The organism is Acidovorax sp. FG42 (assembly GCF_057809195.1).
Map to the genome: position 1 here is coordinate 153,659 of NZ_JBMDJM010000003.1, position 22,264 is coordinate 175,922.

21 protein-coding genes and 1 pseudogene are annotated in these 22,264 nt (G+C 66.0%); 8 read left to right on the forward strand and 14 right to left on the reverse strand.

The features are described from left to right. The first annotated feature begins 50 nt into the window (after window positions 1-50). Window positions 51-2,030 carry a molecular chaperone HtpG gene (htpG, locus tag ACODSM_RS05120; protein ID WP_488804535.1) on the forward strand — a complete coding sequence of 660 codons (1,980 nt, stop codon included), beginning with the start codon at window positions 51-53 and terminating at the stop codon, window positions 2,028-2,030. Window positions 2,031-2,216: 186 nt separating this feature from the next. Here the strand turns inward: htpG and ACODSM_RS05125 are convergent, their stop codons facing one another. From ACODSM_RS05125 to ACODSM_RS05175, 11 genes and pseudogenes are all read right to left on the reverse strand, one after another. Further along, window positions 2,217-2,525, reverse strand: a complete 309-nt coding sequence (locus ACODSM_RS05125) for a hypothetical protein (RefSeq protein WP_488804536.1) — start codon at window positions 2,523-2,525, stop codon at window positions 2,217-2,219. Window positions 2,526-2,582: 57 nt separating this feature from the next. Then, entirely contained in the window at window positions 2,583-3,350 is a 768-nt protein-coding gene (locus ACODSM_RS05130; RefSeq protein ID WP_488804537.1) for a response regulator transcription factor, read from the reverse strand. Between the two features lie 166 nt (window positions 3,351-3,516). Next, window positions 3,517-4,575: a serine/threonine protein kinase gene (locus ACODSM_RS05135; protein ID WP_488804538.1), complete on the reverse strand. Its 1,059-nt coding sequence runs from the start codon at window positions 4,573-4,575 to the stop codon at window positions 3,517-3,519. 45 nt (window positions 4,576-4,620) lie between these two features. Further along, window positions 4,621-5,715, reverse strand: coding sequence for a DUF2855 family protein (locus ACODSM_RS05140; RefSeq protein WP_488804539.1), 1,095 nt, complete (start codon window positions 5,713-5,715; stop codon window positions 4,621-4,623). 97 nt (window positions 5,716-5,812) lie between these two features. Then, a complete protein-coding gene (locus ACODSM_RS05145; protein ID WP_488804632.1) occupies window positions 5,813-7,252 on the reverse strand; it encodes a serine/threonine protein kinase in 1,440 nt (479 codons plus the stop codon). A 1-nt stretch (window position 7,253) separates the two neighbouring features. Beyond that, window positions 7,254-8,012: a metallophosphoesterase family protein gene (locus tag ACODSM_RS05150; RefSeq protein ID WP_488804540.1), complete on the reverse strand. Its 759-nt coding sequence runs from the start codon at window positions 8,010-8,012 to the stop codon at window positions 7,254-7,256. A gap of 138 nt (window positions 8,013-8,150) precedes the next feature. Continuing rightward, window positions 8,151-8,500: pseudogene (locus tag ACODSM_RS05155) on the reverse strand (DUF1304 domain-containing protein). 3 nt (window positions 8,501-8,503) lie between these two features. Continuing rightward, a complete protein-coding gene (locus ACODSM_RS05160; RefSeq protein ID WP_209816364.1) occupies window positions 8,504-8,920 on the reverse strand; it encodes an organic hydroperoxide resistance protein in 417 nt (138 codons plus the stop codon). A gap of 82 nt (window positions 8,921-9,002) precedes the next feature. Next, window positions 9,003-9,467 (reverse strand): MarR family winged helix-turn-helix transcriptional regulator, encoded by a 465-nt coding sequence (locus ACODSM_RS05165; protein WP_488804541.1) that lies wholly within the window; start codon window positions 9,465-9,467, stop codon window positions 9,003-9,005. 268 nt (window positions 9,468-9,735) lie between these two features. Further along, the gene (locus tag ACODSM_RS05170; protein WP_488804542.1) at window positions 9,736-10,554 is read right to left on the reverse strand and encodes a crotonase/enoyl-CoA hydratase family protein; all 819 of its coding nucleotides are present in this window, start codon (window positions 10,552-10,554) and stop codon (window positions 9,736-9,738) included. Window positions 10,555-10,635: 81 nt separating this feature from the next. After that, the gene (locus tag ACODSM_RS05175; protein ID WP_015012375.1) at window positions 10,636-11,484 is read right to left on the reverse strand and encodes a 3-hydroxybutyryl-CoA dehydrogenase; all 849 of its coding nucleotides are present in this window, start codon (window positions 11,482-11,484) and stop codon (window positions 10,636-10,638) included. Window positions 11,485-11,613: 129 nt separating this feature from the next. Here ACODSM_RS05175 and ACODSM_RS05180 point away from each other — a divergent pair, with 129 nt between their 5' ends. Then, on the forward strand, window positions 11,614-13,203 hold the full coding sequence (locus ACODSM_RS05180; protein ID WP_291442124.1) for a GMC family oxidoreductase: 1,590 nt from the start codon (window positions 11,614-11,616) through the stop codon (window positions 13,201-13,203). A gap of 188 nt (window positions 13,204-13,391) precedes the next feature. Beyond that, window positions 13,392-14,129, forward strand: coding sequence for a hemerythrin domain-containing protein (locus ACODSM_RS05185; RefSeq protein ID WP_295944309.1), 738 nt, complete (start codon window positions 13,392-13,394; stop codon window positions 14,127-14,129). 27 nt (window positions 14,130-14,156) lie between these two features. Here the strand turns inward: ACODSM_RS05185 and ACODSM_RS05190 are convergent, their stop codons facing one another. The 3 genes from ACODSM_RS05190 to ACODSM_RS05200 are packed head-to-tail and all read right to left on the reverse strand — an operon-like array spanning window position 14,157 to window position 16,869. Further along, a complete protein-coding gene (locus ACODSM_RS05190) occupies window positions 14,157-15,509 on the reverse strand; it encodes a GAF domain-containing protein (protein WP_488804543.1) in 1,353 nt (450 codons plus the stop codon). Further along, the gene (locus ACODSM_RS05195; RefSeq protein ID WP_488804544.1) at window positions 15,506-16,021 is read right to left on the reverse strand and encodes a hypothetical protein; all 516 of its coding nucleotides are present in this window, start codon (window positions 16,019-16,021) and stop codon (window positions 15,506-15,508) included. The genes ACODSM_RS05190 and ACODSM_RS05195 overlap by 4 nt, the downstream gene beginning before the upstream one ends. Next, window positions 16,018-16,869, reverse strand: a complete 852-nt coding sequence (locus ACODSM_RS05200) for an ABC transporter permease (protein ID WP_488804545.1) — start codon at window positions 16,867-16,869, stop codon at window positions 16,018-16,020. The genes ACODSM_RS05195 and ACODSM_RS05200 overlap by 4 nt, the downstream gene beginning before the upstream one ends. A gap of 100 nt (window positions 16,870-16,969) precedes the next feature. Between ACODSM_RS05200 and ACODSM_RS05205 the strand changes: the two genes are divergently transcribed. The 5 genes from ACODSM_RS05205 (at window position 16,970) to ACODSM_RS05225 (ending at window position 22,156) form a co-directional block, all read left to right on the forward strand. After that, entirely contained in the window at window positions 16,970-18,178 is a 1,209-nt protein-coding gene (locus ACODSM_RS05205; RefSeq protein ID WP_488804546.1) for a sensor histidine kinase, read from the forward strand. Further along, window positions 18,175-18,870, forward strand: coding sequence for a response regulator (locus ACODSM_RS05210; RefSeq protein WP_488804547.1), 696 nt, complete (start codon window positions 18,175-18,177; stop codon window positions 18,868-18,870). The genes ACODSM_RS05205 and ACODSM_RS05210 overlap by 4 nt, the downstream gene beginning before the upstream one ends. 146 nt (window positions 18,871-19,016) lie before the next feature. Next, window positions 19,017-20,423: a CmpA/NrtA family ABC transporter substrate-binding protein gene (locus tag ACODSM_RS05215; protein ID WP_056647340.1), complete on the forward strand. Its 1,407-nt coding sequence runs from the start codon at window positions 19,017-19,019 to the stop codon at window positions 20,421-20,423. A 1-nt stretch (window position 20,424) separates the two neighbouring features. Then, entirely contained in the window at window positions 20,425-21,291 is an 867-nt protein-coding gene (gene ntrB / locus ACODSM_RS05220; protein WP_488804548.1) for a nitrate ABC transporter permease, read from the forward strand. Next, the gene (locus ACODSM_RS05225) at window positions 21,281-22,156 is read left to right on the forward strand and encodes an ABC transporter ATP-binding protein (protein ID WP_488804549.1); all 876 of its coding nucleotides are present in this window, start codon (window positions 21,281-21,283) and stop codon (window positions 22,154-22,156) included. The genes ntrB and ACODSM_RS05225 overlap by 11 nt, the downstream gene beginning before the upstream one ends. Window positions 22,157-22,264 lie beyond the last annotated feature (108 nt).

Genomic DNA, 22,264 nt, shown 5'->3' on the forward strand with positions numbered 1-22,264 from the left:
ATTCCATTCGCATTCGTTCAGACCGATTTCCATAGAGAGAGAACCCCTCCATGAGCAAGCAAACCCTGTCCTTCCAGGCGGAAGTAGCCCAGCTGCTGCACCTGGTCACCCATTCGCTGTACTCCAACCAGGAAATCTTCCTGCGTGAGCTGATCTCCAACGCGTCGGACGCCTGCGACAAGCTGCGTTTTGAGGGCCTGAACAACGCGGCCCTGTTTGAAGACGCCCCCAACCTCGAAGTGCGCGTGACCTTCGACAAGGCCGCCAAGACGCTGACCATCACCGACAACGGCATCGGCATGAGCCAGCAAGAAGCCATCGACCACCTGGGCACCATCGCCAAGAGCGGCACCAAGGACTTCATGGGCAAGCTCAGCGGCGACCAGAAGCAAGACGCGCAGCTCATCGGCCAGTTCGGCGTGGGCTTCTACTCGGGCTTCATCGTGGCCGACAAGATCACCGTGGAGTCGCGCCGCGCCGGCCTCAAGCCCGAAGAAGGCGTGCGCTGGATCAGCGGCGGCACTGGCGACTTCGAGGTCGAAACCATCACCCGCGCCCAGCGCGGAACCAGCATCATCCTGCACCTGCGCGACGATGCCGAGCAATATCTCAACGCCTGGAAGCTCAAGCAGGTCATCGCCAAATACTCCGACCACATCAGCCTGCCCATCCTGATGGAAAAGGAAGAGTGGAAAGACGGCGAGCTGATCAACCCCAATGACGAAAACGGCGGCCGCCAGCCCGGCGGCATGGTCAAGACCGGTGAGTGGGAAACCATCAACAAGGCCAGCGCCCTGTGGACGCGCCCCAAGAAGGACATCACCGAGGAACAATACGCCGAGTTCTACAAGACCATCAGCCACGACCACGAGGCCCCGCTGACCTGGGCGCACAACCGCGTCGAGGGCAATACCGAGTACACGCAGCTGCTGTACATCCCCGCCAAGGCCCCGTTCGACCTGTGGAACCGCGACAAGAAGGCGGGCGTTAAGCTGTACGTCAAGCGCGTCTTCATCATGGACGACGCCGAAGCGCTGATGCCCACCTACCTGCGCTTCGTCAAGGGCGTGATCGACTCCGCCGACCTGCCGCTGAACGTGAGCCGCGAGCTGCTGCAGGAAAGCCGCGACGTGCGCTCCATCCGCGAAGGCTCGACCAAGCGCGTGCTGAGCATGCTGGAAGACCTGGCCAAACACGACAAGCACGAAGCCGCAGCGGCTGAGGGCGCCGATGGCGTGACCGACGTGGTGAGCGAGGAAGACAAGGCCAAGGAAGGCAAGTACACCGCGTTCTACGCCGAGTTTGGCGCGGTGCTGAAGGAAGGCCTGGGTGAGGACTTTGCCAACCGCGAGCGCCTGGCCAAGCTGCTGCGTTTTGCCTCCACGCAGAGCGATGCCGTGACAGTCTCCTTTGCCGACTACAAGGCCCGCATGAAGGAAGGCCAGGAGGCCATCTACTACATCACGGCCGAAACGCTCGCCGCCGCCAAGAACAGCCCGCAGCTCGAAGTCTTCAAGAAGAAGGGCATCGAAGTGCTCTTGATGACTGACCGCGTGGACGAGTGGGCGCTGAACTACCTGCACGAGTTTGACGGTACGCCACTGCAAAGCGTGGCCAAGGGTGCCGTGGACCTGGGCAAGCTGCAGGACGAGGCCGAGAAGAAGGCCGCTGAAGAGGCTGCCGAGGCCTTCAAGCCCGTGCTGGCCAAGCTGAAAGAAGCGCTCAAGGACAAGGCCGAAGACGTGCGCGTGACCACCCGCCTGGTCGACTCCCCCGCGTGCCTGGTGGTGCAGGACGACGGCATGAGCACGCAGCTGGCCCGCCTGCTCAAGCAGGCCGGCCAGCAGGCCCCCGCCACCAAGCCCGTGCTGGAGGTGAACGCCGAACACGCGCTGGTCAAGAAGCTGGACGGCAGCGTGCACTTTCACGACCTGGCGCACATCCTGTTCGACCAGGCCCTGCTGGCCGAAGGCGGCCTGCCAGAAGACCCGGCAGCCTACGTCAAGCGGGTGAATGCCTTGCTGGCCTGAGTGGGGTACTTTTTGAGTAAAAACGACCGCAAGTGCCAGTGCCATAAGCGCTGACTGCTATCAAAATAAGAAACCCCGGTGGTGCCTGGCGCCATCGGGGTTTCTTTATGGGGAGTGGAGGCTGGCGTGTGCTGTTATCCGGTTTTCTCGTCCTGCAGGGGGCGTTCGGAGGTCCGTGACGACCCCTTACACCTCGGGCTCTGCCAGCTCCAGGATGCGTGCGTGGACCTGGTTGCGCTCAGCCGGGTCGGCATCGATCAGGGCCTTCAGCGCGCCTTCGGGCAGTTGCATGCCCTTGCGCCGGTCGTCCTTGACCGGCATGTTCCGCCAGCCCGACAGCACCAGCCAGTCCCACAGCTCAGCGGGCAGCGGGTGCGTGACCAGCATCTTGACCGGCCCCCGCATGATGAGTGCCCCCACCGGAGGCAGCGAGCCCACCGGGGCAGGGCGGCGGTGCTGGCGGATGGACAGGGCGTTGCGAATCCAGTCTTTCATGGGGGCAGTGCAAAGGGTGGATGGCGGCAGCATAGCCCAGCGCCGCCCGCAACGCCATCAGCTTGTTTCCAGTTGCGGCTGGAGGTCGCTTCGCTCTGTAACGCGCTCGGTACCGTGCGCCCCAGCCCCCTGCGGCGGCTGCCGCGGCACCGCATCCAGCCGGTACCCCACCCCATACACTGCGGTGATCGTGTAGCCGTTGGCCTCGGTCAACTCCAGCTTGCTGCGCAGCCGGGACATGTGGGTGTCCAGGGAGCGCGAGGGGGCGTCGGTGGCATCGCCCCACACGGCCTCGCGCAGATGGGTGCGGGACAGCAGGCGGCCTGCGTTGCGGAACAGGAACAGCGCGAGTTCGTATTCGCGGTGCTTGAGCCCGATGGCTTCGCCGTGGAGTTGCAGGGTGCGTTGTTTCGCGTCAAAACGGTACGCACCAAAGCCCAGCCGCGCGCCCATGGACTGGGGGTAGGCCCGGCGCAGCAGGGCGGTGGCGCGGGCCACCAGCTCGCCCATGCGCAGGGGCTTGCTCATGAAGTCGTCGGCGCCGCGCGACAGGGCCTCGACCACATCGCGTTCATCGCTGCGGCGGGTGATGAACAGGATGGGCGGCAGCATGCCGTGGGTGTTACGCACGGTCTGCACCACGTCCGTCCCTTCCATGTCGGGCAGGTGCCAGTCCACCAGCAGGAGGTCGAAGGTTTCTTGGCGCAGCGCCTGCAGCAGGCTGGTGCCGTCGGCGAAGGTGTGGCACACGTGCTGGTGGCATTCCAGGGTGCCCTTGATCTGCTCCAGCAGGAGCGGGTCGTCGTCAAGGACTGCGATGCGCATGGGGATGGGCTCTGGGGGTTGGCACCCCGTTGGGATCAACAAAACACCCTCAATTGGGGAGCGCTTCGATGTTGCCCCACATCTGCCCGCCGTGCGCGCGGGTTGACAATCGTTTGCAATGGCCGGGCCTGCGCTGATGGGGCTTGTCCCCGCCCGGCCCGCCTTGTCAGGCCACCAGCGGCTCTTCCTGCATGGCCTCGATCTGCTCGATCAGCATGTCCACCTGCCCGCGCCAGTAGTCGCTGCTGCCAAACCACGGAAAGTTCGCGGGGAAGATCGGGTCCTGCCAGCGGCGCGCCAGCCAGGCGCTGTAGTGGATGAGGCGCAAGGTGCGCAGCGGCTCGATGAGCGCCAGCTCGCGGCGGTCGAAGCTGCGGAACTGCTCGTAGCCGTCGATCAACGCGCCGAGCTGGTGGGTGCGCTGGCGGCGGTCGCCCGACAGCAGCATCCACAGATCCTGCACGGCCGGACCCATGCGCGCGTCGTCCAGGTCCACAAAGTGCGGGCCGCCGCGGCCCCATTCATCCAGCGGGGTCCAGAGGATGTTGCCGGGGTGGCAGTCGCCGTGCAGGCGGATCTGGGTGGCATTGTTCAAGCCAAATGTGCCTGTAGCGCTAGTGGAATATGCGCTGGCAGCTATCAAATCAAGAGCTTTGTCGCACTGGGTCTTCCAGGCGGCTTGCATGTCGAGCGGGATGATCTCGTTCATCAACAGCCAGTCGCGCGATGCCGTGCCAAAGGTGGCCAGGTCCAGCGTGGGCCGGTGTGCAAAGGGCTGGGCGGCGCCCACGGTGTGGATGCGGGCCAGAAAGCGGCCGATCCATTCCAGCACTTCAAAGTCGTCCAGCTCGGGCTGGCGCCCGCCGCGCCAGGGGCTGACGGAAAAGGCAAAGCCATCGTGCTGGTGCAGGGTGGCGCCTTTCAGCACCAGCGGGCCCACGGCGGGGACCTCGGCGGCCATCAGCTCGGCGGCAAAGGCGTGTTCTTCGAGGATCTGCGCTTCGCTCCAGCGGCCCGGGCGGTAGAACTTGGCCACCACGCGCTGGCCGTCTTCCAGCGTGGCCTGGTACACCCGGTTTTCGTAGGAAGACAGGGCCATGAGACGGCCGTCGCCATACAGGCCCACACTGGCCAGCGCGTCCAGCACCTGGTCGGGGGTGAGGCGGGCGTAGGGGTGTTGGTCGTTCGAGGCGTTGGCAGCGGTATCGGGGGGCAATGGGGTCATGCCCCATTGTCGCTGCCCGCCCTGCCGACGGTTGCGCGAGGTGCGTCAGCTCGGCAGCATGGTGGCGATATGCCCGGCGCGTGGGTCGCCGCTGCCTGCCAGCACGCTGGCAAACAGCGCCTGCGTGGCCTGGGGCCCCGCGTGGTGCTGCACCACCAGCCAGGGCTGCGGCCCTGCCGACACGGCGGCGCTGAACTGGTTCCACGCCGCCACCAGGCGCTCGTTCAGGCCCTGGGCGCCCCAGTCGGCGTGGCGCTTCTTGACCTGGGCGGGCGCAAAGAACATCACCGGGCGCGGACCGGGCAACTGGCCTGCGCCACCCAGGTCCTGCACGTGGCTGGCACCCACCGAGCAGCTGTAGGTCAAGCCGGTGAAGTGGGCGTGGATGCGTTGGCGCAGGCCCACGCTGCCCGCAAAGTCGATGTAGACGCTGGGCGGGGCGCCGTCGAGGGTGTCCAGTGCGTCGTAGGTGACCACGCGGTGGTAGCAGCCCAGGCTCTCGCAAAACGCCACATTGCCAGGCGAGGTGAGGCCGATGACCTCGATGCCCTCCCGCTGTGCAAGCTGGAAGGCCGTGCCGTAGGCGGTCTTGCTCGACGCGCTGGACAGCAGCATGCGCTTGGCGCCAAAGAACTGCTGGTCGGCCAGAAAGTCGTCGATGAGCCACGAGGTGATGAACAGTGGCCGCAGCAGCGCCTGCACGTCTTCGTTGTCGGCGCGGTACAGCCCGTCGGTGCTGGTGCGCAGGTAGTGGTTGTAGACCGCATGCAGGCCGGCGCGGTGGGCGGCGCCGTCGCTGAAGCCCGTGGGGTTGACGCGCTCTGGCGACAGCACGGCCTGGCTGGCCATGGGCCAGTAGCCATACAGCCGCTCGCCCACAGCCACAGCCGGGTGCAGCGACTGCACCACGGTGCCAAAGCCCCACACGGGCACGATGCCCCAGCCGGCCTCGCCGGTGGGGAAAAACTGCCAGTAGTTCAGCATGTCGCCCAGCGCGGCGTAGGTGATGTTGTTGGCCGTGAGGGCAAACGACTCGACCCGCACGCGGACCTGGCCCTCGGCCAGAGGGGTGTCGTCGGTGGTGGTCAGGCGGGTGGTGGTCAGCTGGTCCTGGCGCACGAGGAGGGTGGTGGTGCTCATGCCGCGACGCTAAACCAAAGCGTGCGCGCGCTCAAGCGGGGCGCGCCGCCTGGGCGACAGGTGCGCGGCGTGTCGGTGCGCCAGATTGCTGACGGGCTCAGTCCGCCGTGGGCTGCGCCAGTTGCTCGAAAGGCAGCGCCTGCTTGACCAGGATGACGGTGCAGGGCGCATCGCGCGCAACGCGCATGGGCACGGTGGCAAAAAAGCGCTGGGTCTGCAGCCCGTGGGTGGCGGCGCCCAGGATCATCATGCTCACGTGGTTGCTGGCCGCGTAGCGCACCAGCGCCTGGGCCACATCGCTGGCTTCCAGCACGTGGTAGCTCACGGCATGGCCGGTCAGGTCCAGCCCCTGGGCCCACTGGCGCAGGCGCGCCATGTGCTGGCGGTGCAGCGTGGTCTCGCTGCGCTCGCTGTCGCTGGTGCTGCTGGCGCCGGGCGACACCACCGTCACGCAGGCCAGCCGGGCGCCGGGGCGGATTCCCAATGATCGACCCACGGCCTGGCGCAGCGAATACAGCGTGGCGTCTGTCACGTCGGCATGGGGCACGGCCACCATGAGGATGGGCGTGTCCTCGATCTGCTGTGAGGGCAGGGGGCTGGGCGTGTAGTGCATGCCCGCCGCGCGCAGCCAGCGGCGCAGGTGGGTGCGCAGCGGTGTGCGCTCGGTGCGCTCGCCGCGTTCGGTGATGAGCACCTGCTCGGGGTTGGACAGGTCAAATGCCAGGTGCGCGGCCGAGGGGTAGCGGCTGGCGGCCTCAGGCTCAAGGCAGCGCAGGATGACCTCTTGCAGCCAGGGCGGGATGTCGGCGCGGTGCTTGCGCGGCGGCGCGGGCGTCATCCACAGGCGCTGGCGCATGCCGCCGCTGGTGGTGGGGGCGCCAAAGGGCAGCTCGCCCGTGGCCAGCTCGTACAGCATCACGCCGATGGCAAAGATGTCGCTGCGCGGGTCGCCGCGCACGCCCACCACCTGTTCGGGCGCGATCCAGGCGGGCGAGCCCACGGCCTGGCGCATCTCCTCGGCCAGCAGGTCGGGGTAGTGGGCGTGGCACGAGAGGCCAAAGTCCAGCAGCACGGCCGTGCCGTCGTCCTTGATGAGCACGTTGGCGGGCTTTAGGTCCAGGTGGCACACGTTCTGCTGGTGCAGGCTGTGCGCCGCGTGGGCCGTGGCGGCGCCCAGGCGGGCTATGGTTGCGATATCGCAGCGCCCGGGCGCTTCGTCCAGCCAGTGCTGCAGTGTCTGGCCGGGGATGTACTCCATCACCAGGTAAGGCAGCCGCACCAGGTCGCCCGCCGCCACAAAACGCGGCACATGCGGGCCGCTGAGCACGGGCAGGATCTGCAGCTCGACCTCGAAGCTCACGATGTTCTCGGCCCCGTCGCCCGCCGTCATGCGCGGGATCTTCATCGCCATGGCAAAGCCGGGGCTGCGGTCGGCCTGCGCGTATTCCACCGCGTAGATGTGGGCCATGCCACCCGCGTGGATGCAGTCCACCACGCGGAAGCCGTCGATCTCGGTGCCGGACTCCAGCAGCTTCATGTCACTGGCCTTTTTCCAAGCGGTCGGCATAGAAGCCGGGCAGGCCTGCCGCGCGAATGGCGGCGGCGGCGGCCAAGTGGTCGTAGGGCACGCGGTAGAAGGTGATCTGCTTGGCGGTGTCGTCGAACAGCGCGTACATGGCGCGTGCATCGCCGTCGCGCGGCTGGCCCACCGAGCCCACTATGCCCAGCCACTGGCGGTGTGTTGGCACGGGTACCGGCACGCCGGGCTCGGGCGCAAAGCGCATCAGCTTGGCCGTGGGCGTGAGGAAGTACAGCACTTGCTCATGCACATGGCCGCAGAACACGTAGCGGATGGCGGGGTCGATGCCCTGGGCGGCCGTCATGCTGCGCTCTGCCGCATTGGAGTCTTCCACATACCGCCACTGCGCGGGCATGTCGGCACTGGCGTGCACCAGCAGCGCGCTGGTGCCCAGCCGTGCGGTGAGCGGCAGCGTCTGTAAAAAGGCGATGTGGCTGTTGCCGAGCTGGTCGTGCGTCCACTGCGCGCCCAGCTCGCTGCGGTTGCGAGGGTTGGCGGGCGGCGCCAGGGCCATGGCGTCGTGGTTGCCCAGCACACACAGGGCTCCTTGCTGGGCCAGGTCACGCACTTGCTCCACCACGGCCACGGGCTCGCCACCGTAGCCGACCAGGTCGCCCAGCAGCGCAAATTGTTCGGCGCCGTGGGCGCGGGCGTGTTGCAGGCAGGCGTCCAGGGCCTGTCGGTTGGCGTGGATGTCGGACAGCAGGGCGATTTTCATGGGGTTGTCTCCAACCCCCCCATCATCGCGCGCGTCGCTGAATGCCAGCTTGCAGGCAGGCGGTGCCTGCGTGGTTTCAAAGCAAAAATAGCTGCCAGCGCTTGTGGATCAAGCGCTGGCAGCTATGGTTTTGGTAGCTCAGAGGCTGCGCTGTGCGGCGGGTACTTTGTCCAGCGCCAGCACCACGCCCAGCGCAATGATCGCGGGCAGCGCCTGGCTGAAGAAGATCTTGGGCGCTGCGGTGGCGGCGCCAAACACCCCGGCCATGATCACGCAGGCCAGAAAGAAGATCTTGAACACCCGGTTGCCGGTGAACAACCCAAAGAACAGGCCCGCTGCCAGAAAACCGTTGTACAGCCCCTGGTGGGCCGCCAGCAGACTCCTTTGCCCTGCGGTTTGTTCCAGAAGAACATTTCGAGCACGAGGATGTACACATGCTCGATGGCCACCAGGGCCACCGCGATGCGGGGAAGCAGCTGGCGGCCCATCACTTACACCAGCGTGATTGTCACGTCGATGTTGCCGCGCGTGGCGTTGGAGTAGGGGCAGACCTGGTGGGCGGCATCCACCAGCTTCTGGGCGGTTTCCTTGTCCAGGCCGGGCAGGCTGATGGCCAGGCGGGCGGCGATGCCGTAGGCGTTCGGGATGGGGCCCAGGTCCACTTCGGCGTCGATGGACACGTCTTGCGGCACGGGGATGCCGATCTTGCCGCCCACAGCCTTCATCGCGCCGATGAAGCAGGCAGCGTAGCCAGAGGCAAACAGCTGCTCGGGGTTGGTGCCGGTGCCGGACGTACCGGGCGAGGACAGCTTGACGTCCAGGCGGCCGTCATCGGTCTTGGCGGCGCCATCGCGGCCACCGGTCACGTGCGACTTGGCGGTGTACAGGACTTTTTCGAGCTTGGTCATGGTGTCTTCCTTGCGGTTGTTGCCCACGGTGGGCGGTGGAGGGAATCGGTCTTGCAATGTCGTTGCGTGTTTCTGCGGGCCGTCAGCGTTGCTCGCTGAGGCGGTCCCGCAGCTGCTTGAGTTCGGTGGTCAGGGCGGTCAGCTCGGCAATCGAGCACTGGCTGCTTTGCAGCACACACTGCGGAATGGCCTCGGCCTGGTCGCGCAGCGCGCGGCCCTCGGCCGTGAGGGTGATGCGCACGCGGCGCTCGTCCTGCACATCGCGCAGCCGGGCGATCTGGCCTTGCGCCTCCAGGCGCTTGAGCAGCGGCGTGAGCGTGCCGGAGTCGAGAAACAGGCGCTCGCCCAGCTCGGATACCGTCAGGCCGTCCTGTTCCCACAGCACCAGCATCACGAGGTACTGCGGGTAGGTCAGGCCGATGCGGTCGAGCAGCGGCTTGTACAGCTTGGTCATCGCGAGCGACGCGGAATACAGCGCAAAGCAAACCTGGTTGTCCAGCCGCAGGATGGCGGGGCTGGGCGTGTGGGGTGTGCTGTGGCTGGGCATGGGGTGAATTGTGAGTGCAAATTCAATTGCGTGCAATTGAATTGTGAAAAACTTTGTTAGTGGATGGGATTGTGTGGGCGTTGGAGCAGCGCTGCGCCATCGGTGCTATTCGCGCGTCCCGCCTGCTCAGGCGGGGGCGCCGTGCCCCCGTCACCCTCGGGAAATTGCTATCAATAACAGAGCTGCTAACGCATGATTCATATGCACTAGCGATCGATTTGGCTTAAAAATTGGCGCGGAGTTCTGGCGACGACGAACCACCAGGGGCTCAGCGCCCGCTGAACTGCGCCGGTCGCCGCTCGACAAACGCGCGCACGCCTTCGGCCGCGTCCTCGCTGTTGGCCAGCTGCTTTTGCACGGGTATGAAATCTGCCACCGCCGCCGCCTGCCCCTGCTCAATGGCCTTGAGCACGTTGAGCCGCGTGGCCACCACGGCCAGCGGCGCCTGGGCTTCGATGCGCTGGGCAATCTGCAGCGCTTCCTGCAGCTCCTGGCCTGCGGGCACCACTTTCTGCACAAAGTTCAGCCGGTACGCCTCGGCGCTGCCGAACTCATCGGCCGTGAGCAGGTGCAGCAGCGCATTGCCCGTGCCCGCACGCTCTGCCATGCGCAATGTGGCGCCGCCCGTGGCCATGATGCCGCGCTGCACCTCCATCTGCGAGAAGCGGCAGTTGTCGGCCGCCACCACGATGTCAGCGCCCAGCATCAGCTCGATGCCCACGGTGAAACAGATGCCCTTGACTGCCACCACCATGGGCTTGGTGCGGCGCCGGTAGCCGGGCAGGCCATAGTCGTGCGGTTCCACCAGGCCTTCAGGGATGGCTTTTTCGCCGCGCTGCATGTAGGCGCTCACGGCGGGCAGATCGAGCCCGGCGGTGAAGTGGTCGCCAAACGCATGCAGCACGCCCACGCGGAGCTGCGGGTCGTCGTCAAGCCGTGTGTAGGCCTCGGCCAGCTGGCGGAACATGGGCGGCGTCCAGCCATTGCGCTTGGCCGGGCGGTTGATGCCGATCAGCAGCACATGGCCGATGACCTGGGTGTCGATGGTGCCCTCGGGCGGGGGCGTGGTGGGGGTAATGTTTGTCATGGGCGCAGGTCTCCTGGCCCATGATTGAAAACGCAATGGAAACTGAGCGCCGTCCCCCGAGGGACAGCGCGCTGAAGGCCGTCAGTAGGTGTAGACGCCCTGGCCGGTCTTGCGGCCCAGGCGGCCGGCGGCCACCATTTCCTTGAGCAGCGGGCAGGGGCGGTACTTGCTGTCGCCAAACTCGGTCAGGTACACGTCCATCACGGCCAGGCACACATCCAAGCCGATCATGTCCGCCAGCGCCAGCGGGCCGATGGGTTGGTTGCAGCCCAGCTTCATGCCCGCGTCGATGTCCTCGGGCGTGGCCAAACCTTCGGCCAGCACGAAGAAGGCCTCGTTGATCATGGGCACCAGGATGCGGTTGACCACAAAGCCGGGCGCGTTCTTCACGGTGATGGGGCTCTTGCCCAGCGCCTCGGCCAGCGCCTTCACGGCGTCGTGGGTCGCGTCGCTGGTCTGCAGGCCACGGATGATCTCCACCAGCGCCATCATGGGCACGGGGTTGAAGAAGTGCATGCCGATGAAGCGGTCTGCGCGGCTGGTGGCGGCGGCCAGCTTGGTGATGGAGATCGAAGAGGTGTTCGAGGCAATGATCACCTCGGGCGCCACGATGGCGTCCACCTGCTTGAGGATCTTGAGCTTGAGTTCGTAGTTTTCGGTGGCGGCCTCGATCACGAGCTGCGCGGCCTTCAGGTCGTCGTAGCTGGTGGAAGTCTTGATGCGCGCCAGGGCGGCCGCCTTGTCGGCTTCGCTGATCTTTTCCTTCTTGATCAGGCGGTCCAAGCTGCCGGCCACGGTGGCCAGGCCTTTTTGCACTGCAGCATCCGAGATGTCGACCATCACCACGTTGATGCCCGACACCGCACAGGCCTGTGCAATGCCGTTGCCCATGGTGCCTGCGCCGATGATGCCTACGGTCTGAATCGTCATATAGAGAGCCCTCTTCAAAGTGAAACGGATGGACGGAATGGTAAGGGGAATCGCACGACCGTTCGGTTATCGTGCGTCAAACCTGAACCAACAAGCCGCTGCGCAGCATGGCGGAGGAGACACCACAACATGTTCGACTACATCGTGATCGGCGGCGGCTCGGCAGGCTCCGTGCTGGCTGGCCGCCTGACTGAGAACCCCGCAGTGCGCGTGTGCCTGCTGGAGGCGGGGCCTGCCGACAACAGCGTGCTCATCCACTGCCCGGCCGGGCTGGCCGTGATGGCCAAGTTCGAGCTGAATGGCTGGGGCTTCAACACCACACCACAGGCGGCGCTGAACAACCGGCGCGGCTACCAGCCCCGTGGCAAGGTGCTGGGAGGCTCCAGCTCGATCAACGCCATGGTCTACATCCGGGGCCAGCACGCCGACTACGACCACTGGGCCGCGCAGGGCAACCCGGGCTGGGGCTGGGAAGATGTGAAGCCGTACTTTCTGCGCGCCGAGAACAACGAACGCGGCGCCAACGCTTGGCATGGCCGGGGCGGCCCCTTCAACGTGGCCGACCTGCGTGCACCCAACCGGTTCAGCCAGTATTTCACCGACGCAGGGGTGCAGGCCGGGCACCCGCACAACACCGACTTCAACGGCGCCACGCAGGAAGGCGTGGGCCTGTACCAGGTCACGCACAAGAACGGCGAGCGCCACAGCGCAGCCAAGGGCTACCTCACGCCGCACCTGGCGCGGCCCAACCTGCAGGTCATCACCGGTGCGCATGCCACGCGCATCCTGTTCGACGGCACGCGCGCCGTGGGTGTGGAATATCGCCAGGGTGGCGCGATCAAGCAGGTCCGCGCCGGGCGCGAAGTGCTGCTGAGTGCGGGCGCGCTGCTGTCGCCGCAACTGCTGATGCTGTCGGGCGTGGGGCCTGCCGCGCATTTGCAGCAACACGGCATCCCGGTGCTGCACGATCTGCCCGGCGTGGGCCAGCATCTTCACGACCACCCCGATGTGGTGCAGGTGCTGGACGCCCCTGAGTTCAAGGACCTGTTCGGCCTCTCGTTGTCGGGCATGGCGCAGACGCTGCGCGGCATCGTCGAATGGCGCAAGCACCGCACCGGCATGCTGACCACCAACTTTGCCGAGGCGGGCGGCTTTATCAAGAGCGACCCGTCAGAGGCTGCGCCCGATCTGCAACTGCACTTTGTGATCGGCAAGCTGGTGGACCACGGGCGCAAGACGGTGTTCGGCCACGGCTACTCGGCCCATGTGTGCCTGCTGCAGCCCAAGAGCCGGGGCTCGGTCACGCTGGCCAGCCGCGACCCCATGGCCTTGCCACTGGTGGACCCGAACTTCCTGGCGGACCCCGACGACATGGCGCGCATGGTGCGTGGCTTCAAGCGCACGCGCGAGATCCTGATGCAACCGGCGCTCGCGAAGTTCGGCGCCAAGGAGCTGGCGGCTTCGGCCAGTGCGCGCACCGACGCGGAGATCGAGCAGTTCATCCGCCAGTACGCCGACACCATCTATCACCCCGTGGGCACGTGCCGCATGGGGCCTGGGCCCATGGATGTGGTGGATGCCGAACTGCGCGTGCATGGCCTCGCAGGCCTGCGTGTGGTGGACGCGTCCATCATGCCGCGCATTGTGAGCGGCAACACCAATGCGCCCACGGTGATGATTGCGGAAAAGGCGGTGGACCTGCTGCGCGCCGCGCCGTGAACGATTTCACGTTTGGCGCGCGGAACGCGATTTTTAAGGTTTTCAAAGGGTCTGTTTAAGGAGTTTTTAACAGGCAAAAACGCGGCAAATTTCTAGACTTCTTGGCATGGAAGCGGGTGCATGGTGCACCCGGCCCGGCGCCCCAAAAAAGGCGCTGAAAGAGCCCAACGAGGCCATGAAAGAACGTGATGAAGATTGATGCCCGCGAAATTGCCGCACTGACCCAAGCCCAACCCGCCGCCCCCCGCATGGACATGTACGCCAGCATCCACAAGGCGCTGCGCGCCTTCATGGCCGACACGCTGCTGGGCCTGGGGCGCATGGATGTGGACGACGACCTGGAGTTTGCCCAGACCTGCGACCGCGTGATGCAGCTGCTGGACCTGTGCCGCGCGCACCTGCACCACGAGAACCAGTTTGTGCACGCCGCCATGGAGGCGCGCCAGCCCGGCTCCAGCCAGAACATTGCGGGCGAACATCTGGAGCACGAACAGGCCATCACGGCCCTGGCCGACGGGGTGAACCACCTGATGGCCTGCGCCAAGCCCGCACGTCCGGCGGCCACCCTGGCCCTGTACCGGCAGCTGGCACTGTTTGTGGCGCACAACTTCGAGCACATGCATGAGGAAGAAACCGCCCACAACCGTGTGCTGTGGCAGTGCTACACCGACGCGGAGCTGGCGGGCGTGCACGATGCGCTGGTGGCCTCGATCCCGCCGCAGGAAATGATGGTGGTGGCCCGCTGGATGGTGCCCTACATGTCGCCGGCCGAGCGCACGGCCATGCTGTCGGACATGCAGCAGCATGCGCCTGCCCCTGTGCTGGCCGCGGTGCTGGCGCAAGTGCAGCCGCACCTCACGCAGCCCGAGTGGACCAAGCTGATGCGCAGCCTGGGCCTTCCGGTGGTGCCGGGTCTGGTGCACTGACTTTGAGAAATCAGTGCCGTGAAGGCGTCATGCGTCTTCCAGCACCACAGGGCGCAGCACGCATAGCCGAAAGCGCCCGCGCCCCGTTTTTTCGATGTGGATGTGTGGGCAGTTCTCTTGCAGGCGGCGCTGCAGCAACAGCAGGCGGGCCTCCAGGTTGTCGGCCACATCGGGCAGGCGCAGGGCGGGGTCCAGCCGTAGCTCGCGGTTGGTGAAGTCCACGCGCCCGGTGTGCTGGTGGTCGCGCAGCAGCTTCCACACAATAGCGCCCGCCACGCCCTTGATCAGGTAGTCGTCGTTGATGAACACGCTGTCGTTGGCCGCAAAGTGGCGCACCCGCAGCGCGCTGCCGCTCACGGGCGGTGCCGCTGTCGGAGCAGGCAGCGGCTCGGGCGCATCGGGCGCGGCCTGCAGCAGGTCGATGGCGGCCGCCAGCTGGCCCGCCATGGCCACCAGCAGGTCCTCATCCTCGAAGCCAAAGCGCATGTCCTCGGGGCTCTCGGCAAACAGCACGCCCAGCAGGCGCCCGGCCGACAGCAGCGGCACTGCCACCTGGCTGTGCGGCTCGGGCAGGCCGGGGTAAGGGATGTCCATGCCGCGCAGTGGGGGCGCATCGGGCGCGGCATGCGCGTCCATGCTTTCGCGGATGGCGTGGCTGTACAGGGCGGCATGGGTCATGTGGCTGATGCGCACCGGGGTGCGCTCGCGCGCGGCCATGCCGATCACCCCTTGGCCCAGCCGGATCTCGGAGCCCACGCCCGAGGTGGCGTAGCCGCAGCTGGCCACTGTGTAGAGCTGCTGGGCGCTGGCGTCCAGCATCAGCACCATGGCGTGTTCGATGCCCAGCTTGTCCTGCAGGCCCTGCAGCGCGCCTTGCAGCAATTCGTCCAGCCCCGAGCAGCGCGCGATGCCTTCGCTGCACAGGCGCAGCGCGTGCAGCAGCCCGGAGCGTGGTGCGGGTGCCGGCAGCCCTTCGCCCGCCACCGATTCGATGTGCTCCACGGCGTAGATGTCGGCGCCCTTGAGCTCAAACACCTCGGCCATACCCGAATGCGACGCAATGCCCGCCAGCTGCGCGCGCATGCTCTCGAACACCGGGCCGCTGTCCTCGGTGCGTTCGTACAGCAGGTGCAGGCGGTAGAAGTGGGCGGTGAGCGGGTCCAGCACCAGCACCGACGCGCGCGGGTTGCGCAGGATGTTCTGGCGGGTCTTGTTGAAGAACTGGAACGACAGCGCCACATGCGCCGCGTCCACATACACCACCTGCGAGATGTAGGCCACGTTGGGTGTGCCGTCGGGGCCGCAGGTGGCCATGATGGCGGGAATTGCCCCTTCCAGGCAGGGGCGGATGCTGTGCAGGGACGGCGCTGCGGTGCTCATGGCTGCGGCGTAGGTGGTGAAAGTGATGTGGGGGGCGGACACAACTGCGCGCCGGCACGCGGTCCCGGTGTCTGGTCGAACGCGCTGGTGGGCGTAAAGCTCACGGCCACCACATCCTGCAGCGGCGCTGCCAGCATGGCGCCCACATACTGCGGCCCATAACCCACCCGGCCCACCTCCTGCACCATGGACTGCAGATACGCCTGCAACACCGGCAGGTCGCCATCAGTGGCCGGGCGCTGCGTGGCCCGGCGGGCTTTGAGCTGCAGCGTCTGGTGGGTGGACGGCACGCTGAACACCACGGCAATCTCGCCGGTGTGCGCAATGTCCTGCAGTAACTGTTCGGACTGACTGCGCCGCAGGTACACCGTGACCTCCTGCCCATCACCGCTGATATGGCTGCCCACGGCCCGCATGATGCTCGGCCGCAGGGCCGCATCGCGGGACGCCACGATGGCCGACACGCCCTTGGCCACCATGGCGATATGGCTGGGGCCGAGCAGGGCGGTCATGCCTTGAAGCGCTTGCGGGTCAGGGCCAGGGCCACCCAGAAGGCCATCACCGTGGTCACCACCAGCACCAGGCCATGGCGCAGGGGGTGGGCGGGCCACTGGTCCATGAACAGCGGGCGCACCAGCTCGACCGCGTTGGTCAGCGGCAGCCAGTCGGAGATGGCGCGCACGATGGGGGGCAACTGCTCGCGCGGGAAGAACACGCCCGAGAGGAACATCATCGGCGTGAGCACCAGCGTGAAGTAGTAGGTAAAAAAGTCATACCCCTTGGCCAGCGCATTGAAGATGAGCGCGATGCTGGAGAACATGATGCCCACGAACAGCAGCACCGGCCAGGCCACCAGCAGCTTGGGGCTGTGGCTGATGCCTAAAGCCAGCATCACGCCCAGGATGGCGGTCACGGTGAACAGCGCTTTGAACGCCGCCCACAGCATCTCGGCCAGCACCACGTCGTCCAGGCTCACCGGCGCGTTCATGATGCCGTCCCAGGTCTTTTGCACATGCATGCGCGAGAAGGCCGAGTACAGCGCCTCGAAGCTGGCCGCGTTCATGGCGCTCATGCAGATCGAGCCGCTGGCCAGGAACAGGATGTAGGGCACCTTGGTGTCGCCCGCTGCGCCGCCCACATTCACCTGGCCCACCAGGGCCCCCATGCCGTAGCCAAAGGCCACCAGCCACATCAGCGGTTCGGCAATGTTGCCCACCAGGCTGGGGATGGCCAGCTTGCGCCAGACCAGCAGGTTGCGCATGAACACGGGCCACCAGCGCACGGACAGGCTGGGCGGGCGCCACACCGACGGCGGGGGCGGGGCCACAGAGGCCACGGAGGACGGGGTAACGGTTTGCATTCGCTTATTGTGCGATGTTGGCGAGCGGACGCACAGCCCCTGGGCCGCCTGTCGGGACGGCGTCCCACCAGCTGGGCACGTCCATTGCTTGGGTGCTGCCATGTCCACCCATGTCCTGAACCTGCCTGCCGGTGCCAGCGCCCTGTGGCAAAACCGCCTCGGGCTGCTGCTTGAGTCCACAGGCGAGGGCGTGTTCGGCATCGACCTGGCCGGCAACTGCGTGTTCATCAACCGGGCGGGCGCACAGATGCTGGGTTTTGTAGCCGAAGAGGTGATGGGGCGCAACATGCACGCGCTCACCCACCACAGCCACCCCGACGGCAGCCCCTACGCCGACAGCGACTGCCCCATCTTCAACGCGTTCCGCCAGGGCTTGCCCTGCCGGGTGGACACCGAGGTGTTCTGGCGCCGCGATGGCTCGGCGTTTGCCGTGGAGTATTCGAGCCACCCCATTTTGGAAGGCGATCAGGTGCAGGGTGCCGTGATCGCTTTTGTGGACATTACCAGCCGCAAGCGTGCCGCCGATGAGCTGCAGCGCGCGCACGATGAGCTGGCCCGCGCCAACGACGAGCTAGAGCGCCGAGTGGCCGCGCGCACACAAGAGCTGTCGCAGGCGCTGGCGCAGCTGCGCGAGCTGTCGGCCTACTCAGAGCAGGTGCGCGAGGACGAGCGCACCCGCATCGCCCGCGAGGTGCACGACGAGCTGGGCAGCCTGCTGGTGGCGCTGAAGATGGATGTCAACTGGCTGCACAAGCGCTTGGGCGAGCAGGGCGAGCGCACGCCCGAGGCCGCGGGCGACATGCGCACCCAGATGCGGTGCAAATGCCAGAACATGAGCCGCTTGATCGAAAACGCCGTGGACAACGTGGGCCGCATCATCACCGACCTGCGCCCCAGCATCCTGGACCACCAGGGCCTGTGGGCGGCGCTGGAGTGGCAGGCGCAGGAGTTTGTGCAGTCGGCAGAGCTGGAGCTGGCGTGGCACATGGACGTGCCCGCCACCCTGCACCTGCCCGAGCCCGCCGCCATCGCCGTGTTCCGCATCTTCCAGGAGATGCTGAGCAATGTGGGCCGCCACGCGCAGGCCAGCGCCATCGACATTGCCATTGACGTGCAGGACGATGTGCTGCAACTGCGTGTGCGCGACAACGGCGTGGGCGCCACACGCCAAGCGCTGGAGGCGCCCACCGCCTATGGCGTGATGGGCATGCGCGAGCGGGCGCGGCAGCTGGGGGGCCAGCTGAGCATCACCAGCGAGCCGGGGCAGGGCTCGTGCCTGCAATTGCTGATTCCTCTGGAGCTGTCATGAATTCCGTGGTTCGCGTGTTGATCGGGGATGACCACCGCATCGTGCGGGAGGGGCTCAAGCAGGTGCTGGGCGACCCCGCCAACGGTGCGCCCGAGATCACCGTGGTGGCTGAAGCCACCCAGGGCAGCGAGGTGCTGGAGCAGGTCACGGCGCTGCAGGGGCCCACGGGTGCGCTGGGCTTAGACCTGGTACTGCTGGACATCGCCATGCCGGGCATGGATGGCCTTGAAGTGCTGCAGGCGCTGCGCAAGGCCTGGCCTGGGCTGCCGGTGCTGATGCTCAGCACCTACCCCGAGAGGCAATATGCGGTGCGCTGCATCCAGATGGGCGCAGCGGGCTACCTGCACAAAAGCGCCGACCCCGACGACATGGTGGCCGCCGTGCGCAAGGTGGCGGCGGGCGGGCGCTACCTGACAGAAGCCACGGCGCAAGCCCTGGCGGGCGCCGTGGAGCGCACCGGGGTGGTGCGCGCCGCCCAGCAGGGCGCGCCCGCTGGAGTAGACGCGCTCTCCTATCGAGAGCATCAGGTGTTCCGTCTGCTCACGGCCGGGCAGAGCGTGAGCGAAATTGGTGCGCAGCTCAAGCTCGCGCCCAACACGGTCAGCACCTACCGCGCCCGCATCCTCGAAAAGACCGGCGCGCGCAATGACGTGGAGCTGGCGCTGCTGGCGCGTGGCGCACCGGCAGAGTGAATTCGGTGCGTTGAACGACCGATTTGTAGTGCTGGCCCTACACGCTGTAGACACCACACCCACGAATTCACGACAGCGGGCCGGCACCGGCAAAAACTGGCCCGCGCTTTGCGTAACGCCTGGCACCAACTTCTTCGAGGTGTGCCATGTCCGAATTCTTCTCGCCCTACGATGCCGACCGCCCGTTGATGCTGAAATGCAGCTGTGGCCGCGACCACACGGTGGCCGACCACCATGCCGAAGTCTCGGCCGATGCCGCTGCAGCCACCCTGCGCCAGCGCAGCGAGACCCGCGAGTTCGAGCTTTACAGCAACGAGTTCATCGAGGCCACGCTGGTCAAGGCGCTGTTTCCGCAAGACGCGGTGCGCCGCCGCTTCATCAAGGCCGTGGGCAAGGGGACGGCCATGGCGGCCATTGCCAGCGTGTTGCCCGTGGCCAGCCTGCAGGCCATGGCGCAAGAGAAGCAGGGCGCACTGGAGAAGACCAATCTCAAGATCGGCTTCATTCCGATCACCTGCGCTACGCCGCTGATCATGGCCCACCCGCTGGGCTTCTACAGCAAGCAGGGCCTGAATGTCGAAGTCACCAAGACAGCAGGCTGGGCGCTGATCCGGGACAAGATGATCAACAAGGAGTACGACGCCACGCACTTCCTCTCGCCCATGCCGCTCGCGATCTCCATGGGCCTGGGCTCCAACGCCACACCCATGAACGTGGCCACCATCCAGAACGTGAACGGCCAGGCCATCACGCTCGCCCTCAAGCACAAGGACAACCGCGATCCGAAGAACTGGAAGGGCTTCAAGTTTGCGATCCCCTTCGAGTACAGCATGCACAACTTCCTGCTGCGCTACTACCTGGCCGAGGCGGGCCTGAACCCCGACACCGACGTGCAGCTGCGCGTGGTGCCACCAGCCGAGATGGTGGCCAACCTGCGCGCGGGCAATATCGATGGCTTCCTGGGCCCCGATCCTTTCAACCAGCGCGCCGTGTTCGAGGAAGTCGGGTTCATCCACCTGCTCACCAAGGATCTGTGGAACGGCCACCCCTGCTGCGCCTTTGGCACCAGCACCGAGTTCATCCAGAAGAACCCCAACACCTTTGCCGCGCTGTACCGCGCAGTGCTCACTTCGGCCGCCATGGCGCGCGACCCCAAGAACCGCGAGCTGATCGCCAAGGTGATTGCACCCCAGGCCTACCTGAACCAGCCCGAGGCCGTGATCAACCAGGTGCTCACCGGCAAGTTCGCCGATGGGCTGGGCAAGATCCAGAACGTGCCCGACCGCGCCGACTTCGACCCCATGCCCTGGCAAAGCATGGCCGTGTGGATGCTCACGCAGATGCAGCGCTGGGGCTACATCAAGGGCGATGTGGACTACAAGCAGATCGCCGAGAAGGTGTTCCTCATCACCGACGCGAAAAAGCAAATGAAGGCCTTGGACCAGAAGGTGCCCGACGGCGCGTACCCCAAGTTCAAGATCATGGGGCGCGAGTTCGATGCGGCGAAGGCGGCCGAGTACGCCAAGAGCTTCCCCATCCGCAAGGCGGCATGACATGACTGCCGCCAAAAACCTCAACCTGCGCGCGGGCCTGCTGTCCGCGCTCATCTTCCTCACGCTGCTGGGCATTTGGTACGTGGCCACGTCGTCCTCGGGCGCTAGCGGCGGCACGGCGGGCATGACGGCCGAGCAGATCGAGTACGCCAAGATGATGGGCAAGGACCCGGGCGCATCCAAGAGCGGTGGCTTTCCTACGCTGGGTGCGATGGGCAGCACGGTGTGGGGCCACCTGTCCAACCCGTTCTACGACAACGGTCCCAACGACAAGGGCATCGCCATCCAGCTGGCGCACTCGCTGGGCCGCGTGGCGCTGGGCTTTGGCCTGGCCTGCCTGGTGGCGATCCCGCTCGGTTTCATCATCGGCATGTCACCGCTGCTGCGCCGCGCGTTCGACCCGTTCATCCAGGTGCTCAAGCCCATCAGCCCGCTGGCGTGGATGCCGCTCGCGCTCTACACCATCAAGGACTCATCCATCTCGGGCATCTTTGTGATCTTCATCTGCTCGGTGTGGCCCATGCTGGTGAACACGGCGTTTGGTGTGGCCTCGGTCAAACGCGACTGGCTCAACGTGTCGGCCACGCTGGAGGTGAACCCGCTGCGCAAGGCGTTCCTGGTGATCCTGCCTGCCGCAGCGCCCACCATCCTCACGGGCATGCGCATCAGCATGGGCATTGCGTGGCTGGTGATCGTGGCCGCCGAGATGCTGGTGGGCGGCACAGGCATCGGCTACTTCGTGTGGAATGAGTGGAACAACCTGTCGCTCACTAACGTGATCTTTGCCATCCTGGTGATCGGCGTGGTGGGCATGTTGCTCGACCTGGCGTTTGGCCAGCTGCAGAAGGTGGTGACCTATGTGGAGTGATGTTGCCCAGCGCCCGGCTGTTCCAGCCCCTCTTGCCACAGACGCACCGCAACGAAAGGCCTCTGCCGTGACCCAAGGCTTCCTCCAGATCGACCGGCTGAGCAAAGCCTTTGTACCCACCAAACCCGTGTTTGCCGACGTGTCGTTCACGCTCGACAAGGGCGAGTTCGTCTGCATCATCGGCCACTCGGGCTGTGGCAAGACCACCATCCTGAACGTGCTGGCGGGGCTCGATACTGCCACCTCGGGCACCGTCATCATGGACGGACGCGAAGTGGCCGGGCCCAGCCTGGACCGGGGCGTGGTGTTTCAGAGCCATGCGCTCATGCCCTGGCTCACGGTGCGCCAGAACATCGGGTTCGCCGTGAAGTCGCGCTGGCCCGACTGGAAGAAGAGCCAGGTCGATGCGCATGTGGAGAAGTTCGTGGCGCTGGTGGGCCTGAGCCCTGCCATCGACAAGAAGCCTTCTCAGCTATCGGGCGGCATGAAGCAGCGCGTGGGCATTGCGCGCGCGTTCTCCATCCAGCCCAAGATGTTGCTGTTGGATGAGCCCTTTGGCGCACTCGATGCGCTCACGCGCGGCACCATCCAGGACGAGCTGATGACCATCGTGCGCCAGACGCAGCAGACGGTCTTCATGATCACGCACGATGTAGACGAAGCCATTTTGCTGGCTGACCGCATCCTGCTGATGAGCAACGGCAACGAGACGCCCGAGGGCTATCGCCCCGGTGGCATCGCCGAGGTAGTGGTGAACCCGCTGCCGCGCGAACGCACGCGCACCAGCCTGCACCACCTGGACGGCTACTACGCGCTGCGCAACCACATCGTGGACTTCCTGGTCACCCGAGCCAAAGCCCACTGATTTATTGAATAACCAAGCCCTGACTTGTCACCCCTCGTGGGTGGCAGGGAGGGCTGCACCCTGAAGTTTTTGTTCCCCGTTCCAAAACCCATCCAACCGAAGGAGCCA

Bases quoted from the DNA above. Each gene is read 5' to 3' on its own strand.
- htpG (WP_488804535.1), top strand. From the start codon at position 51: ATGAGCAAGCAAACCCTGTCCTTCCAGGCGGAAGTAGCCCAGCTGCTG.
- ACODSM_RS05125 (WP_488804536.1), bottom strand. From the start codon at position 2,525: ATGAAAGACTGGATTCGCAACGCCCTGTCCATCCGCCAGCACCGCCGC.
- ACODSM_RS05130 (WP_488804537.1), bottom strand. From the start codon at position 3,350: ATGCGCATCGCAGTCCTTGACGACGACCCGCTCCTGCTGGAGCAGATC.
- ACODSM_RS05135 (WP_488804538.1), bottom strand. From the start codon at position 4,575: ATGACCCCATTGCCCCCCGATACCGCTGCCAACGCCTCGAACGACCAA.
- ACODSM_RS05140 (WP_488804539.1), bottom strand. From the start codon at position 5,715: ATGAGCACCACCACCCTCCTCGTGCGCCAGGACCAGCTGACCACCACC.
- ACODSM_RS05145 (WP_488804632.1), bottom strand. From the start codon at position 7,252: ATGAAGCTGCTGGAGTCCGGCACCGAGATCGACGGCTTCCGCGTGGTG.
- ACODSM_RS05150 (WP_488804540.1), bottom strand. From the start codon at position 8,012: ATGAAAATCGCCCTGCTGTCCGACATCCACGCCAACCGACAGGCCCTG.
- ACODSM_RS05160 (WP_209816364.1), bottom strand. From the start codon at position 8,920: ATGACCAAGCTCGAAAAAGTCCTGTACACCGCCAAGTCGCACGTGACC.
- ACODSM_RS05165 (WP_488804541.1), bottom strand. From the start codon at position 9,467: ATGCCCAGCCACAGCACACCCCACACGCCCAGCCCCGCCATCCTGCGG.
- ACODSM_RS05170 (WP_488804542.1), bottom strand. From the start codon at position 10,554: ATGACAAACATTACCCCCACCACGCCCCCGCCCGAGGGCACCATCGAC.
- ACODSM_RS05175 (WP_015012375.1), bottom strand. From the start codon at position 11,484: ATGACGATTCAGACCGTAGGCATCATCGGCGCAGGCACCATGGGCAAC.
- ACODSM_RS05180 (WP_291442124.1), top strand. From the start codon at position 11,614: ATGTTCGACTACATCGTGATCGGCGGCGGCTCGGCAGGCTCCGTGCTG.
- ACODSM_RS05185 (WP_295944309.1), top strand. From the start codon at position 13,392: ATGAAGATTGATGCCCGCGAAATTGCCGCACTGACCCAAGCCCAACCC.
- ACODSM_RS05190 (WP_488804543.1), bottom strand. From the start codon at position 15,509: ATGAGCACCGCAGCGCCGTCCCTGCACAGCATCCGCCCCTGCCTGGAA.
- ACODSM_RS05195 (WP_488804544.1), bottom strand. From the start codon at position 16,021: ATGACCGCCCTGCTCGGCCCCAGCCATATCGCCATGGTGGCCAAGGGC.
- ACODSM_RS05200 (WP_488804545.1), bottom strand. From the start codon at position 16,869: ATGCAAACCGTTACCCCGTCCTCCGTGGCCTCTGTGGCCCCGCCCCCG.
- ACODSM_RS05205 (WP_488804546.1), top strand. From the start codon at position 16,970: ATGTCCACCCATGTCCTGAACCTGCCTGCCGGTGCCAGCGCCCTGTGG.
- ACODSM_RS05210 (WP_488804547.1), top strand. From the start codon at position 18,175: ATGAATTCCGTGGTTCGCGTGTTGATCGGGGATGACCACCGCATCGTG.
- ACODSM_RS05215 (WP_056647340.1), top strand. From the start codon at position 19,017: ATGTCCGAATTCTTCTCGCCCTACGATGCCGACCGCCCGTTGATGCTG.
- ntrB (WP_488804548.1), top strand. From the start codon at position 20,425: ATGACTGCCGCCAAAAACCTCAACCTGCGCGCGGGCCTGCTGTCCGCG.
- ACODSM_RS05225 (WP_488804549.1), top strand. From the start codon at position 21,281: ATGTGGAGTGATGTTGCCCAGCGCCCGGCTGTTCCAGCCCCTCTTGCC.